Source organism: Zoogloea sp., from assembly GCF_030157465.1.
GTDB lineage: Bacteria > Pseudomonadota > Gammaproteobacteria > Burkholderiales > Rhodocyclaceae > Zoogloea.
This window is the reverse complement of record NZ_JAOAUU010000096.1, coordinates 91,583-105,466: the sequence shown is the minus strand read 5'-3', so window position 1 is coordinate 105,466 and position 13,884 is coordinate 91,583. Positions and strand designations below refer to the sequence as shown.

The following is a 13,884-nucleotide window of genomic DNA, read 5'->3' as shown; positions in this document are numbered from 1 at the left end:
GTCTGCGGGCGGCCGGCTGGCGTGGTGATTCTGGGCGCTGTGGTAGCCTTGCCCGCTTTTCGAGGCAGCGAGGCGCTCCCATGTCCGTGGCGGATACCCGCAGGTTTCTCGCCTGTGTCCTGATCTGGGGCACCACCTGGCTGGCGATCACCTTTCAGCTCGGCAGCGTTGCCCCGGAGGCCAGCGTCGCCTGGCGCTTCGGCCTCGCCGCGTTGATCTCGGGCGGAATTTGCCGCTGGCAGGGCCTCGGGCTGCGCTTTGCGCCGGCGGTGCATGTGCACCTGTTCGGTTTTGGCGCCTCGATGTTCGGGGTGGGCTATCTCTGTGTTTATTACGCCGAGCGCCACGTGGCGTCCGGCCTCGTGGCGGTGGGCTACAGCGTGCTGCCGCTGACCAACATGATCGGCACGCGCCTCGCCTTTGGTCACCCGCTCAATCGCCGGGCCGGCGTTGGCGGGCTGATCGGCCTGTTTGGCGTGGCCTGCGTGTTCTGGCCGGAACTGGCCGGTATCGAGGCCAGCCGGGACGTGCTGCTCGGTAGCCTGCTGACCGCCGGCGGCGTGCTGGCCAGCTCGGTTGGCAACGTGTTTTCGGCGCGCCTGGCCATGGACGGCGTGCAGGTCTGGCAGAAAATGGTCTGGGGCATGGGCTACGGCGCCCTGTGCTGCCTCGCCGCGGCTGCACTCGGCGGGCAGACGCTGGGCTTTGAATGGACGGCGGGCTATGTGTTGTCGTGGCTCTACCTGGCCGTGTTCGGCTCGGTCTTCGCGTTCTTCTTTTACCTGAAGCTGCTCGACAGCATTGGCGGCGGGCGTGCCGGCTACGTGGGCGTGATGACGCCGGTGCTGGCGCTGCTGCTGTCCAGCCTGTTCGAGCACTTCAGCTGGTCGCCCCTCAGCCTGCTGGGGCTGGCGGCGGCAATGGCAGGCAACTTCTTCATCCTGAGGCCGGACAGCGCGGGCCGTCGCGCCTGATTGTTCCGGCTCCGGGGCTGCGTATCGAGGAAACAATCGTGCACAAATCCACGCCACTTTTTCAGATCCACACCGACATCGACGAGCGCGTTCGACTCATCCGCGAGGGCCACCCCGAATGGCTCTGCGGCAAGGGTTGCGACAGCTGCTGCCGGCGCCTCGCCGAGGTGCCCCGGCTCACGGCCGCGGAGTGGGAGGTGCTGCAAGAGGGCCTGGCCGCGCTCCCGCCGGAACAGCTCGCCGACATCCGCCGCCACATGCTCGAACTGACCGAAACCCCGTCCCGCTCCGTCGTTTGCCCCATGCTCGAGCGGGCCACCGGCGCCTGCCCGGTGTACCTCCATCGCCCGGTAGCCTGCCGCACCTACGGTTTTTACATCGAGCGGAACCTCGGGCTCTATTGCGGGGACATCGAGGCCCTCGTCGCCCAGGGCGCCCTGCCCGATGTGGTGTGGGGCAATCAGGACGCCATCGACCGCCGGCTGGGCAGCCTGGGGGAAAGCCGGCCGCTGACCGAGTGGTTCGCGGGCTGGGTGGGTGGCGAGGGGTTGGAGGGAGCGCTTTGAACTGAAGTGCAACGCCCCGGTTCAGGCGAAGACACCGAAGCCCTTTACGAGGGGCGTCATTGAAGCGCTTACTGGCCGGGCCGCCGGTGGTGAAAGCTTAATTCTGTATATACAAATATTCTTGACCAATCCAAATAACGCATCTACAGTAAATCAATGGGATCACGCTACACGTGGGACGAAGCGAAACGCAGGAGCAAGCTTGCCAAGCATGGCTTGGACTTCGCCAATGCCGACATGGTGCTGGCTTCGCGCTACCGATTGGATATTCCGGTGGTGCGCGCCAACGAGGAGCGGATTCAATCGTTTTCCTACGTACTGAACCGGCTGGCTGTGTTGACTGTGGTGCATCTGGATCGCGACAGCACGACGCGCATCATCAGTTTCCGCTACGCCAGCGAGAAAGAATCGGAGGCCTACTATGACTGGATCAGCCAAGAAGCTGACTGAACGGGAACAAATCCTGAAGGCGATGAAGACGCCGCCGGCAGAGGGATATTTCGTCTGGGACGGCAAGGACGAGGACGACCGCCCGGCCACGGAGGAAGAGCTGCACGCCGGCATCGAAGCGGCGCGCAGAGGTCGTGGACGTCCCGCCGGGTCTGGGATCAAGGAGCAGGTCGCCATCAGGATTGACCGCGATGTCCTGGCTGCCTTTCGGTCCGGTGGTGCCGGATGGCAAACCCGGATGAACGACGCGCTCAGGGACTGGTTGAAAGATCATCCTGTCGCCTGACCCTGCGCCATCGGGAGCGAGGCGACCGCGCCCCGCACGGCCCCGCGCGGGTACTGCTGAACGTCATCCGGCACAACCCGGCCGGCGCGGAGCCCATTTGAAGGGCGTTTGAAGGGGCGCGACATGGATCTGGGTGTGACCATCAACGGACGGGACGCTATCGATGCGGTCACCGCCAGCGCGTACCCGCAGAAGCGCGACGAGCCCGAGGCATAGAAAGTCGACGACGGGGCCGTCTTGGTGACACCCACAACCGACCCGCCCGCGTGGCGGGTTTTTCGTTTTTGGCGCACGCGCGCAGATGAAAGGTCTTAGTGTTGTGTCGCCAACCAGCGGGGTGTCGTTTTTTTGCACCAGCCCCGCAAGTAGCAGGCCGCACAGCCTGCGCAGTCCGCCCGAATCTGGCTACATGGCGGCCACACCGCCCCAAACGCAAAAAGGCCAACCCTCGCGGATTGGCCTAAGTGCTTGAATCTATTGGTGGTGATGGGCGGATTGTCTCAGCGTCACCACGACACAGCAGTTATGCGGGCTGTGCGTCAGGTTTGGAGCGGTGTTTGTATGGCTGTTTGTCACAGTACCATGGCTTTGTCGCGGCGCAGGAAGGGGGGCCAATGTTCTGCGGAAAATTTTCGAGAGGCTCATTTGCTACACGCGGGTTTTACTTCCCCCCTGTACCCTGCCTGCAGTCTCACCGCGCCCAACGAGGAGATGACCGCACATCAAGACTGAGCAAGCCCCGCAGTAACGGCGGCTTGGACCCACTAGGCGATACGGTTGAGGTCGATTTCGAAGCCCGCGGCCTTTAGCTCTTTTGCGAGCATTAATTGCCATCCGTTGCTGTTATCCATCGACTGATAGACCAGCCCTAAAACATCAGACGGCACTTCGATATCTCCTTTCATTAGGACAAAGACTTTGTCCCGCCCCAGCCGTCCTGTGAAGTAACCGAGTTCAAGCACTACATTCTGACGTGGTCTATGACGCCTCTCATTGTCCAGACCCACGGGGTAGCCATAGTCGTCTGGAGTCATGAGAATCACCGCGAAGCCGGCGCGGCCTGCGAACTCCTCGAACTTTTCGATGACCGTCATGCCGCGATTGATCTGCTCTTGGAGGATCACGGGTTTTACTCCCAACTGCTCAAGGAATCGCGCAACGGAGTGCTTTGCGCCCTCGTCGTGCCCGTGGACAAGGAAGACCGAGTTCTTGCTTGGAAGCTCTGGCGCTAGCGGAGCACTCTCGTATCTAGTCGCAGTCAGAATGCCCTCAGTGCCGATATCAGATCGCCATCGACCACTCAGTTTTCCGTCCGACTCAATCCGGCATACCACCTGGACGGTTCCCAGCCGAACGTTTGCTGAGAACTGACGGCTAGGGATCATTTGTATAGAGAGTGGCTCGGCGACGACTCCCGCAAAAACATACTCATATTGACCCATGGCTGGTTCTGCGAACTTGGCGGTTCCTGATACCTTTTCGCCTTCTTGGCGCATATCTATGGTGAAACCGCCTTGGTTCGTGCCTGAAATTGTCCCGGTCCAGTATCCGGCATAGTTAGGAATGCTCACGTTTGCCCCTGCTTTTCTGGTTTTTAGAGCTCGGATTATGCACAAGGACTCATTTGTGTGCCATGACGGTTCAATCTTGGAGTGATCACACAGTCTCCACGGAAGCCGGGGCGATTCAGTTCGTGGTCGAGCTGGATGGCCACCATCAGCCGGCGGAGGCGACGCCTAGAACGACGGGTAACGACCCTCGCCATCGGGTTCCGATGCGTACAAACATAGGTCGCCCAGTTGATATTTTCTGTGTACGTTGTACACTAACATTTGTGAATGATGTTCACGGGTGGTCGGCATGAAGCGGCAGGACGAATTGGTTGGAATAGGCGAGATTGCAGAGATGGCGGGGGTCTCCCGTCAGGCGGTGGCTAACTGGCGTGTACGGGTCAAGGACTTTCCGAGCCCAGTGACGGAGTTGGTTTCCGGTCCCATTTTTCGGCGCTCGCAAATTCGAACTTGGCTAAAAAGAAATAAAAGGAACAATCCAATGGCTCACGTAATTTCGACAATTAATTTGAAAGGCGGCGTCGCTAAGACCACTACATCAGTGGCTCTGGCCGAGGTTTTTTCGGCTGAGATGGGAAAAAAGGTTCTGGTCATCGACCTCGACCCGCAGACCAATGCAACAATCATGTTGCTGGGGGAAGATAAGTGGCTTGAATTGAACAACGAGGGGCGCACCCTAGCGCAGTTGTTTAAAGATGCCATGAACCCCGACGTGAAGAGGTTCAATCTAAATGCAACGCTTCAGAAGGGGGTGTCCGACGTTCAGGGGGCAAGGACTATTGATCTGCTGCCTTCGAGCTTGGATTTGATTGACGTGCAGGACCAACTCGCGTCCGCGCCATCGGGAAAGTTCTACGCTGTGAATCCCGTTGAGTTGCTCTGGAGGGCGGTCAAGTCGAAGTTGGATGAGTACGACATTGTGATAGTTGACTGCCCGCCCAATCTCGGGATTGTTACGCTCAACGGTTTGCGTTTATCCGATGCTTACATCATCCCGACTATCCCTGACCACCTTTCGACCTATGGCATCCCCCAGATTGTGACTCGCGTCGGTGAGTTTGCTCAAGCGATTGGCGAGGAGATTGAACCACTTGGCATTGTTATTACGAAGTATCAGGCTAATTCGACCGTGCACCACACTGTACTTCGGCAACTTCGGCACGATGAGAAGCTTCCCGAGGTGTTCTCGACTACGATTCAACAAACGAATGCAGCATCGGCGGCGGCGGAGTTCTCGTTGTCTGGAAAACGAACGCTACGACAGAAGTATGGTTCGGGTGCTAGCGGGCTCACCTCGACTTACATTGACCTGGCGAATGAGATTTGGGATCGCTTGGAGGGGAAACCGTGACGCTCAAGTTCATCCTGAACCGCTTAGTGCGTGTCGTGCTTGAGGAGGCAGAGCGCAACCCCGCGTTCGAGGCCGAGTTGAGCGAGGTCCTGAACCTTGGGCCATCAAAGCGCAAGGCAAGTCGAGATAACATCGGCGTTTCTGTATTGGGCGATAGCAAGAGAGCGAAGAATCGCCGTCCGCCAGCTGTTCTTGATCCGTTGCAAGTCGTCCGTGAGGGCGAGCCAGCATTGCGAAGTGCGCTGGAAAAGCTGACACTGGATCAACTGCGGGACATCGTAGCCGATTATGGTATGGACCCAGGGCGAGTCGTCATGAAGTGGACTTCACCGGAGCGGGTTGTCGACAGAATCGTCGAGATGTCGGTCGGACGGGCCCGAAAGGGCGATGCATTTCGTAAGCCAAGCGAAGAGGCTCCTGCCACCGAGACTCTGCTCCCTAGCGCAACGCTCAAGGAAGACGACGGCAACTAGAGGGGGAGGCTAGTTGTGGCGAGGTCCGTTAGGTGGGCCGAACTGGAGAGACGACGGCAGCGTCGAAGGAAAAAATATCCGTAGGCAGAACCCCGAACGGTCGCGAAGCCGTTCGGGGTTCTCGTCACCTCACCAGCGGTCAGGCCGCCTTGTCTTCCTCATCACCCGCAGCCTGCCGCACCGCGGCGGTGACCACGGCCCCGATCTTGTCGACCACCCGCTTGCGTCCGGCGTCGGCAAGGTGGGTGTAGCGCTGGGTCATCTGGGCCGAGCTTTGCCCGAGGAGATCCTGCACTTCGTACAGCGTCTCGCCCCGGCATTGACGGCGAGGCTGGCGAACGAGTGGCGCAGGTCGTGGATGCGCAGGTGCTCGACCCCGGCGACGGCCAGCACCCGGCAGAAGGTCTTGTGTGGAGTGTTGAGCGGCTTGTCGCCGGAGCGGCCCGGCAAGACCCAAGGCGAAGTGCCAAGGCGGTGAGCTGTGCCTTGATGGCCTAGAAGCCTGGCATTGGGGGCGTAGTGGGGAGGCGGGTGCGTGCCGAATCTTGATCCATGTGATTAAGCCGTCCGAAGACGTGACAAACGTGTGATCCTTGTCTGAAAGTGGTTCTAGCGCGTACACATGGCGTACACAGACCACCAAAGCACTTAGGCCAATCCTTGCGGATTGGCCTAAGTGCTTGAATCTATTGGTGGTGATGGGCGGAGTCGAACCGCCGACCTATGGGTTATGAATCCATCGCTCTAACCATCTGAGCTACATCACCAACGGAAGCCCGCTATAATAGGGACTTGAATGCACTTGGTCAACATGCAATGAAAAAACTTTATATCCGTACTTTCGGTTGCCAGATGAACGAGTACGACTCGGACAAGATGGCGGATGTGCTCGGGGCGGCCGACGGGCTGGAGAAAACCGACAATCCGGAAGAGGCGGACATCATTCTCTTCAACACCTGCTCGGTGCGTGAGAAGGCGCAGGAGAAGGTTTTTCACGACCTCGGGCGGGTTCGGCATCTCAAGCAGAAAAACCCCAACCTGATCATCGGCGTGGGTGGTTGCGTGGCGAGCCAGGAGGGCGAGGCCATCGTGGCGCGGGCGCCGTATGTCGACCTGGTGTTCGGGCCGCAAACCCTGCACCGCCTGCCCAAGCTGATCGCCGAGCGCAAGGCTTCCGGGCGTTCGCAGGTGGATATTTCCTTCCCCGAGATCGAGAAGTTCGACAACCTGCCGCCGGCCCGCGTGGACGGGGCGAGCGCTTTCGTGTCGATCATGGAAGGCTGCTCCAAGTACTGCACCTTCTGCATCGTGCCCTACACCCGCGGTGACGAGGTGTATCGCCCGCTGGCCGACGTGCTGGCCGAAGTGGCCGGGCTGGCCGCGCAGGGCGTGAAGGAGGTGACGCTGCTGGGCCAGAACGTGAATGCCTGGCGCGCGCCTGTGGATGGCGAGAGCGGCGAGATGGCCGACTTTGCCTTCCTGCTCGAATGCGTGCATGAAATCCCCGGTATCGAGCGTCTGCGCTACACCACCTCCCACCCGCGCGAGATGACCCAGCGTGTGGTCGAGGCCTACGCCAGGCTGCCCAAGCTGGTGTCGCACCTGCACCTGCCGGTGCAGGCCGGCTCTGATCGGGTGCTGGCGGCGATGAAGCGCGGCTACACGGTGCTGGAATACAAGTCGCTGGTGCGCAAGCTCCGCGCGGCGCGTCCGGATATCTCGCTGTCGTCGGATTTCATCATCGGCTTTCCCGGCGAGACCGAGGCCGATTTCGAGGCGACGATGAAGCTGATCGACGATCTGGGCTTCGATGCGTCCTTCAGCTTCATCTACAGTTCGCGCCCCGGCACGCCGGCCGCCGACATGGCCGACGATACGCCGCAGGACGTGAAGCTGGCCCGCCTGTCGCGCCTGCAAAAGCGCATCGAGGAGCAGGCCGCGGTGATCAGCGCCAGCATGGTGGGCAGCGTGCAGCGCATTCTCGTGGAAGGCCCGTCGCGCAAGGATCCCAACGAGCTGGCCGGGCGCACCGACAACAACCGCATCGTCAACTTCCCCGGCAATCCGCGGCTGATCAACAATTTTGTCGATGTGACCATCGTTGCGGCCCTGCCGCACTCGCTGCGTGGCGAGATCGTCACGCAGGGTTGAGGGGCTGGGTTGAGGGGCTGGGTTGAGGGGCTGGGTTGAGGGGCTGGGTTGAGGGGTAAGGTGAGTCCGCGATCTTGAATTCCACTTCCCCGGAGGGCGCTGCTCTGGCAGCATGCGCCCGATGAAACCCACCGAAATCGTCCTGTATCCCGTGGATAACCTGCGCCTCGCCAGCCTGTGCGGTGCGCTCGACGAAAACATCCGCCAGATCGAAACCGCCTTCGACGTGACCATCGCTCGGCGCGGCGAGCGGTTTACGATTCACGGCGAGCTGCCCCGGGCCCAGCTGGCGGCGCGGGCGCTACGCCATTTTTACGACAAGGCGGACGCAGAGCTGTCGGTGGACGACATCCAGCTCGGCCTCATCGAGCTGTCCAACCTGCCGCAAACGGTTCCGCAGGCGCCGGTGCTTCTTACCCGCAAGAGCGAGCTGCACGGCCGCACGCCGCGGCAGGTGGATTACCTGCGCCAGATTCAGGAGCACGACATCACTTTCGGCGTCGGCCCGGCCGGTACCGGCAAAACCTATCTGGCCGTGGCCAGCGCCGTCGATGCCTTCGAGCGCGAGCACGTCGAGCGCATCGTCCTCACCCGCCCGGCGGTGGAGGCGGGCGAGCGGCTCGGTTTTCTGCCCGGCGATCTGGCGCAGAAGGTCGACCCCTACCTGCGCCCGCTCTACGACGCGCTCTACGACCTGATGGGTTTCGAGCGCGTGACCAAGCTCTTCGAGCGCGGCTGCATCGAGATCGCCCCGCTGGCCTTCATGCGCGGGCGCACGCTGTCGCGGGCCTTCATCATCCTCGACGAGGCCCAGAACACCTCGGCGGAACAGATGAAGATGTTTCTGACCCGCATCGGCATCGGCTCGCGCGCGGTGATCACCGGCGACCTGACCCAGGTTGACCTCCCCCGCGGCCAGAAGAGCGGCCTCGGCGAAGCGGTGCAGGTGCTCGCCGATGTACGCGGCGTCGCCTTCACGCACTTTCTCAAGGAAGACGTCGTGCGTCACCCGCTGGTGGCGCGCATCGTTGCCGCCTACGAAAGCCACGGCCAGCGCAACCAGCAGCAACAAAGCACACAACAATGAGCGACATCAAGCTACCTCGCCGCCTCGATCTTTCGGTGCAATACGCCTGTAACCGCGAGGGCGTACCTTCGCGGGTCGATTTTCGGCGCTGGCTGAGGGCCGCCGAACCCGGCGCGGCACGCATTACCGTGCGCATCGTCGATGAAGACGAAGGGCGCGAACTCAACCGCGACTACCGAGGCAAGGATTACGCCACCAACGTGCTCACCTTTGCCTACGATGAAGGCGAGGACATGCCGCTGCCCGAAGGCCTGCCGCTGATGGGCGACCTGGTGCTGTGCCGGCAGGTCGTGGAACGCGAAGCCGCCGAGCAGGGCAAGCCGCTGGATGCGCATTACGCCCATTTATCGGTGCATGGTATGCTGCATTTGCAGGGTTTCGACCATGAGATCGACGCCGAAGCCGACGTAATGGAAGCGCGGGAGCGCAGCATTCTCGCCAGCCTCGGCATTGCCGATCCTTACGCCGGCGAACGCTAGGCAACACCCCAAGCCGCCCTTCGGGGCGGCCCGGCAGACACTCTGACGGTGGGGTGAGCAATGCGCCATGGGCGATGGAATTGGTCCGCAGGATCGATCCATCGTCCATGGCCCATTTCTCATCCACCCCTTTTATGGAACCCTCCAGTAGCAGACCATCCTTGCTCGAACGGCTTTCCGCCTTCCTCACCCGGGAGCCGGAAGACCGGGACGAATTGCTGCACCTTCTGCATTCGGCCCACGACCGCAACATGTTCGACGCGGATGCCCTGGCGATCATCGAAGGTGCCCTGCAGGTTTCCGACATGCAGGTGCGCGACGTGATGGTCCCCCGGGCGCAAATGGATGTCGTCAGCCTTGCCGACTCCGTCGAAGACATCACCCGCTTTGTCATCCATGCCGCCCACTCGCGCTTTCCCGTCATCGGCGAAGGCAAGGACGACGTGCTCGGCATCCTCCTCGCCAAGGATCTGCTGCGTGTTTTTGCCGGCGAATCCTTCAACCTGCGCGAGATGCTCCGCCCCGCTGTTTTTGTGCCTGAATCCAAGCGGCTCAACGTGTTGCTGCGGGATTTTCGCGTCAGCCACAACCACATGGCCATCGTGGTGGACGAATACGGTGGCGTGGCCGGTCTCGTGACCATCGAGGATGTGCTCGAGCAGATCGTCGGTGACATCGAGGACGAATACGACTTCGACGAAACCGCCGACAACATCCGCGGCGACCAGGCCGGTCGCTACCGGGTCAAGGCGGCCACCGAAATCGAAGACTTCAACGAAGCCTTCTCCACCACCTTCAGCGACGCCGAATACGACACCGTCGGCGGCCTGCTGATCCGCAAGCTGGGGCGTCTGCCCAAGCGCAACGAAGTCATCGAACTCGAAGGCCTGCGCTTCCAGGTGCTGCGGGCCGACAGCCGGCGTATTCACTCCCTGCTCGTCGAGCGCCTGCCCGACGCCGAACCGGTCGGCGGCTGATGGATTGGCGACGTCAGGGCGCGGCCCTCCTGGCCGGGGGGGCGTCGGTGCTGGCCTACGCCCCGTTCGGGATCTTTCCGCTGGCCTTCGTCTCGCTGGGCCTGCTGTTCTGGCTGCTGGGGCCCGGCATGCCGCGGCGCCTGGCCGCTGCGGCGCAAAAAATGCGGGCGGGCTACGGCTTCGGGGTGGGTTTTGCCTGGGGCCTCGGCGCCATGCTTGGCGGCGTCTCGTGGTTATACGTGGCGCTCAACCGCTACGGCGGTCTGCCGATGCCGCTGGCGGCCTTCGCGATCCTGCTTTTCTGTGCCTTCATGGCGCTGTTCGCCGGCCTGGCCGGCGGGCTGTTCGCCGGCCTGAGGCGGGGCAGGGCGGGGCCGGATGGCGTGCTTTTTGCGGCCCTGTGGCTGCTTTCCGAATGGACGCGGGGCTGGGCATTTACGGGTTTTCCGTGGCTGGCCAGCGGCTACAGCCAGAGCCCGCCAAGCCCCCTGGCCGGGTTTGCGCCGGTGTTCGGCGTGTATGGTGTCGGCGGCCTGCTGGCGCTGGCTGCCGCGCTGGCGGTGGCGGCGCTCCACGGGCGCAGCTGGCGGCCTGCCGTGCTCGCGGCCCTGGTGATTGGCGGCGGCTTCGGGCTGCGCCAGGTTGCCTGGACCACGCCGGTGGGCGAGCCGGTGAAGGTGGCGCTCCTGCAAACCAACATCGAGCAGAGCCTCAAGTGGCGGCCCGAGCTTCTTCAGCACTGGCTCGAGCGCAATCTCGCCCTGGTGCGCGACAACCCGGCACAACTTGTCGTGCTTCCCGAAACCACCCTCCCGCTGCTCGTCGACTACCTGCCGCCCGGCTATCTAGAGGCCATTGGCCGCATTGCCGCGCAAAACGGCGGCGACGCGATCCTCGGCACCTTCACGCGGGATGGCGACAATCTGATCTACAACGCGGCGATCAGCGTCGGGCGCTCGCCGTCGGGGCACTACGCCAAGCATCACCTGGTGCCCTTCGGTGAATACTCGCCGCCGCTGTTCCGCTGGTTCTACGATCTGGTCAATATTCCCATGGCCGACCAGACCCGCGGCCCGGCACGCCAGGCGCCGCTTGCACTGGCCGGCCAGAAGGTGGCGATCAACATCTGCTACGAAGACGTCTTTGGCGAGGAGCTGATCCGCAGCCTGCCGGAGGCGACGCTGATGCTCAACCTCTCCAACCTGGCCTGGTACGGCGATTCGCTGGCCCAGCCCCAGCACCTGCAGATCGCCCGCCTGCGCGCCCTGGAAACCGGCCGCCCGATGCTGCGCGCAACCAACACCGGCATGACCGCGGTCGTCGCGCCGGACGGTACGGTAGAGGCCGTGCTGCCGGCCTTCGAGGCCGGTGCGCTGCATGCCGAGGTGCGCGGCTATCAGGGGCTGACGCCCTATGCCCGCTGGGGCAACTGGCCTGCGGTGGCCGCTGCGCTGCTGGTCGTGGCGCTGGCCTTCGTCGCCGGGCGTCGGCGGGGCTGAACCCGGGCGGGGCTTGCACGGAGCCCCGCCTGGGTCAAAGAAACTCGCCGCGCGCGGGGGTATCATCGGGGTCCGTCTTTTTAGAGCAGGATCACCGAACAATGCGCGCCTATCCCACCAACAGTCCCGAAGCCCTTGGCCGCCTGCTCGCCATGGCGATTCTTGCCGACGGCAGGCTCGACAACCGGGAAGTCGATTGGCTCAAGCATCACGACACCGCCTCCCTCGTCGGCGTAGAACAGGATCTACTCATCCAGGTGCTGCTCGACTGTTGCCGCGACGTGATCACCGAGGCCGAGCAGGAGCGTGTCTTCCTGCTGGAAGATCACCGTCTTGCCCGGCTGGCCGACGATGTCACCGACCCGGCCCTCCGCAAGGTGGCCCTGTCGGCAATCCTCATCATCGCCAAATCCGATGGTGATGTTTCCGAAGGCGAGCAGACCCTGCTGCGTTTCCTGATGCAGCGCTGGGGCATTGCCCTCGAGGATCTGGTGACCGCCTGATCCGCCACAGGCCGGGCTCCCGCCCGGCCGCTTCTTTCTGAGCTGCACGTCAAAACCAAAATCAAAACAACCCGAGGAAAACCATGAGCGACCAGATCAAATACCTGCTCGACGAATCCCGCATGCCCAAGGCCTGGTACAACATCGCCGCCGACCTGTCCGTGCCGCTGCCGCCGCCCTTGCATCCGGGCACCTTGCAGCCCCTTGGCCCCTCCGATCTGGCGCCGATCTTCCCGAATGCAATCATTGCCCAGGAGATGTCCACCGAGCGTTACATCGACATCCCCGAGCCGGTGCGCGACGTGCTGTGCCAGTGGCGCCCAAGCCCGCTGTTCCGCGCCCGCCGCCTCGAAAAGCTGCTCGGCACCCCGGCCAAGATCTATTACAAGTACGAAGGCGTGTCGCCTGCCGGCAGCCACAAGCCCAACTCCGCCGTGCCCCAGGCCTGGTACAACGCCCAGGAAGGCGTGAAGCGCCTGTCCACCGAAACCGGTGCCGGCCAGTGGGGCTCGTCGCTGGCCTACGCCGGCGGCCTGTTCGGGCTGGACGTGACCGTCTTCCAGGTCAAGGTGTCCTACGACCAGAAGCCCTATCGCCGCGCCCTGATGGAAACCTGGGGTGCCCGCTGCGTGGCCTCCCCGTCGAACGAAACCGAATATGGCCGCGCCGTGCTGGCCAAGACGCCGGATCACATCGGCTCGCTGGGCATCGCGATCTCCGAAGCCGTTGAAGTGGCGGCCAAGAACGACGACACCAAGTACGCCCTCGGCTCGGTGCTCAACCACGTGCTGTTGCATCAGACCATTGTTGGCGAAGAAGCCATCATGCAAATGGAAATGGCCGGCGACGACCCGGACGTGGTCATCAGCTGCGTGGGCGGCGGCTCGAACTTTGCCGGCATCGCGTTTCCCTTCATCGGCCTGCAATTGCGCGGCGGCCCCAACGCCAAGAAGCGTCGCATCGTCGCCATCGAGCCGTCGGCCTGTCCGTCCCTCAGCCGTGGCCAGTACGCCTACGACTTCGGCGACACCGCCCACCTCACGCCGCTGGTCAAGATGCACACCCTCGGCAGCGACTTCACGCCGCCGGGCCTGCACGCCGGCGGCCTGCGCTACCACGGCATGGCGCCGCTGGTCAGCCACGTCAAGGAGCTGGGCCTGATCGAAGCCCGAGGCGTGAGCCAGGTGGCCTGCTTCGAGGCCGGTGTGATGTTCGCCCGCAGCGAAGGCATCGTGCCAGCGCCGGAATCGACCCACGCCGTGCGCGGCGCCATCGACGAGGCCCTGCGCTGCAAGGCCGAAGGCAAGAGCGAAACCATCCTGTTCTGCCTGTCGGGCCACGGTCACTTCGACATGGCCTCCTACACCAACTACCTCGCCGGCAAGCTCACCGACCAGCCCTACGACGAGAAGGAGCTGGCGATGGCCTTGTCGATGCTGCCGAAGGTTGACGCCTGACGCATTAAGGCGGGCGCCGGGTCGGCTTCGACCCGGCGAACGGGGCGGTGCATTCGTGGT

15 protein-coding genes and 1 tRNA gene are annotated in these 13,884 nt (G+C 62.8%); 13 read left to right on the top strand and 3 right to left on the bottom strand.

Annotated elements, in window-relative coordinates:
* Positions 1-80: 80 nt before the first annotated feature.
* The 4 genes from Q1W26_RS12420 (at position 81) to Q1W26_RS12405 (ending at position 2,276) form a co-directional block, all read left to right on the top strand.
* Positions 81-974: a DMT family transporter gene (locus tag Q1W26_RS12420; protein ID WP_300440491.1), complete on the top strand. Its 894-nt coding sequence runs from the start codon at positions 81-83 to the stop codon at positions 972-974.
* 38 nt (positions 975-1,012) lie between these two features.
* Complete coding sequence (locus Q1W26_RS12415) at positions 1,013-1,540, top strand: YkgJ family cysteine cluster protein (RefSeq protein ID WP_300440489.1); 528 nt, start codon at positions 1,013-1,015, stop codon at positions 1,538-1,540.
* A gap of 156 nt (positions 1,541-1,696) precedes the next feature.
* Positions 1,697-1,990, top strand: coding sequence for a BrnT family toxin (locus Q1W26_RS12410; RefSeq protein WP_300440487.1), 294 nt, complete (start codon positions 1,697-1,699; stop codon positions 1,988-1,990).
* The gene (locus Q1W26_RS12405; RefSeq protein WP_300440484.1) at positions 1,962-2,276 is read left to right on the top strand and encodes a BrnA antitoxin family protein; all 315 of its coding nucleotides are present in this window, start codon (positions 1,962-1,964) and stop codon (positions 2,274-2,276) included. Before Q1W26_RS12410 ends, Q1W26_RS12405 begins: the two co-directional genes overlap by 29 nt.
* A 764-nt stretch (positions 2,277-3,040) precedes the next feature.
* On the opposite strand, the gene Q1W26_RS12400 is transcribed toward Q1W26_RS12405, so the two are convergent.
* On the bottom strand, positions 3,041-3,847 hold the full coding sequence (locus tag Q1W26_RS12400; protein WP_300440481.1) for a nucleotide-binding protein: 807 nt from the start codon (positions 3,845-3,847) through the stop codon (positions 3,041-3,043).
* Between the two features lie 289 nt (positions 3,848-4,136).
* Here Q1W26_RS12400 and Q1W26_RS12395 point away from each other — a divergent pair, with 289 nt between their 5' ends.
* Positions 4,137-5,198, top strand: a complete 1,062-nt coding sequence (locus Q1W26_RS12395) for an AAA family ATPase (RefSeq protein WP_300440478.1) — start codon at positions 4,137-4,139, stop codon at positions 5,196-5,198.
* Positions 5,195-5,671 carry a hypothetical protein gene (locus Q1W26_RS12390; RefSeq protein WP_300440475.1) on the top strand — a complete coding sequence of 159 codons (477 nt, stop codon included), beginning with the start codon at positions 5,195-5,197 and terminating at the stop codon, positions 5,669-5,671. The genes Q1W26_RS12395 and Q1W26_RS12390 overlap by 4 nt, the downstream gene beginning before the upstream one ends.
* A gap of 139 nt (positions 5,672-5,810) precedes the next feature.
* On the opposite strand, the gene Q1W26_RS12385 is transcribed toward Q1W26_RS12390, so the two are convergent.
* On the bottom strand, positions 5,811-5,966 hold the full coding sequence (locus tag Q1W26_RS12385; protein ID WP_300440473.1) for a hypothetical protein: 156 nt from the start codon (positions 5,964-5,966) through the stop codon (positions 5,811-5,813).
* Between the two features lie 395 nt (positions 5,967-6,361).
* Positions 6,362-6,438, bottom strand: a tRNA-Met gene (locus Q1W26_RS12380).
* Between the two features lie 49 nt (positions 6,439-6,487).
* Here Q1W26_RS12380 and miaB point away from each other — a divergent pair.
* From miaB to Q1W26_RS12345, 7 genes are all read left to right on the top strand, one after another.
* The gene (gene miaB, locus Q1W26_RS12375) at positions 6,488-7,822 is read left to right on the top strand and encodes a tRNA (N6-isopentenyl adenosine(37)-C2)-methylthiotransferase MiaB (protein ID WP_300440470.1); all 1,335 of its coding nucleotides are present in this window, start codon (positions 6,488-6,490) and stop codon (positions 7,820-7,822) included.
* A 121-nt stretch (positions 7,823-7,943) separates the two neighbouring features.
* Positions 7,944-8,909 (top strand): PhoH family protein, encoded by a 966-nt coding sequence (locus Q1W26_RS12370; RefSeq protein ID WP_300440467.1) that lies wholly within the window; start codon positions 7,944-7,946, stop codon positions 8,907-8,909.
* Complete coding sequence (gene ybeY, locus Q1W26_RS12365; protein ID WP_300440464.1) at positions 8,906-9,388, top strand: rRNA maturation RNase YbeY; 483 nt, start codon at positions 8,906-8,908, stop codon at positions 9,386-9,388. Before Q1W26_RS12370 ends, ybeY begins: the two co-directional genes overlap by 4 nt.
* A 134-nt stretch (positions 9,389-9,522) precedes the next feature.
* The gene (locus tag Q1W26_RS12360; RefSeq protein ID WP_300440461.1) at positions 9,523-10,365 is read left to right on the top strand and encodes a transporter associated domain-containing protein; all 843 of its coding nucleotides are present in this window, start codon (positions 9,523-9,525) and stop codon (positions 10,363-10,365) included.
* Positions 10,365-11,864, top strand: coding sequence for an apolipoprotein N-acyltransferase (lnt, locus tag Q1W26_RS12355; protein ID WP_300440458.1), 1,500 nt, complete (start codon positions 10,365-10,367; stop codon positions 11,862-11,864). Before Q1W26_RS12360 ends, lnt begins: the two co-directional genes overlap by 1 nt.
* Positions 11,865-11,965: 101 nt before the next feature.
* Positions 11,966-12,367, top strand: a complete 402-nt coding sequence (locus tag Q1W26_RS12350) for a hypothetical protein (protein WP_300440455.1) — start codon at positions 11,966-11,968, stop codon at positions 12,365-12,367.
* An 83-nt stretch (positions 12,368-12,450) separates the two neighbouring features.
* Positions 12,451-13,824, top strand: coding sequence for a TrpB-like pyridoxal phosphate-dependent enzyme (locus Q1W26_RS12345; RefSeq protein WP_300440452.1), 1,374 nt, complete (start codon positions 12,451-12,453; stop codon positions 13,822-13,824).
* Positions 13,825-13,884 lie beyond the last annotated feature (60 nt).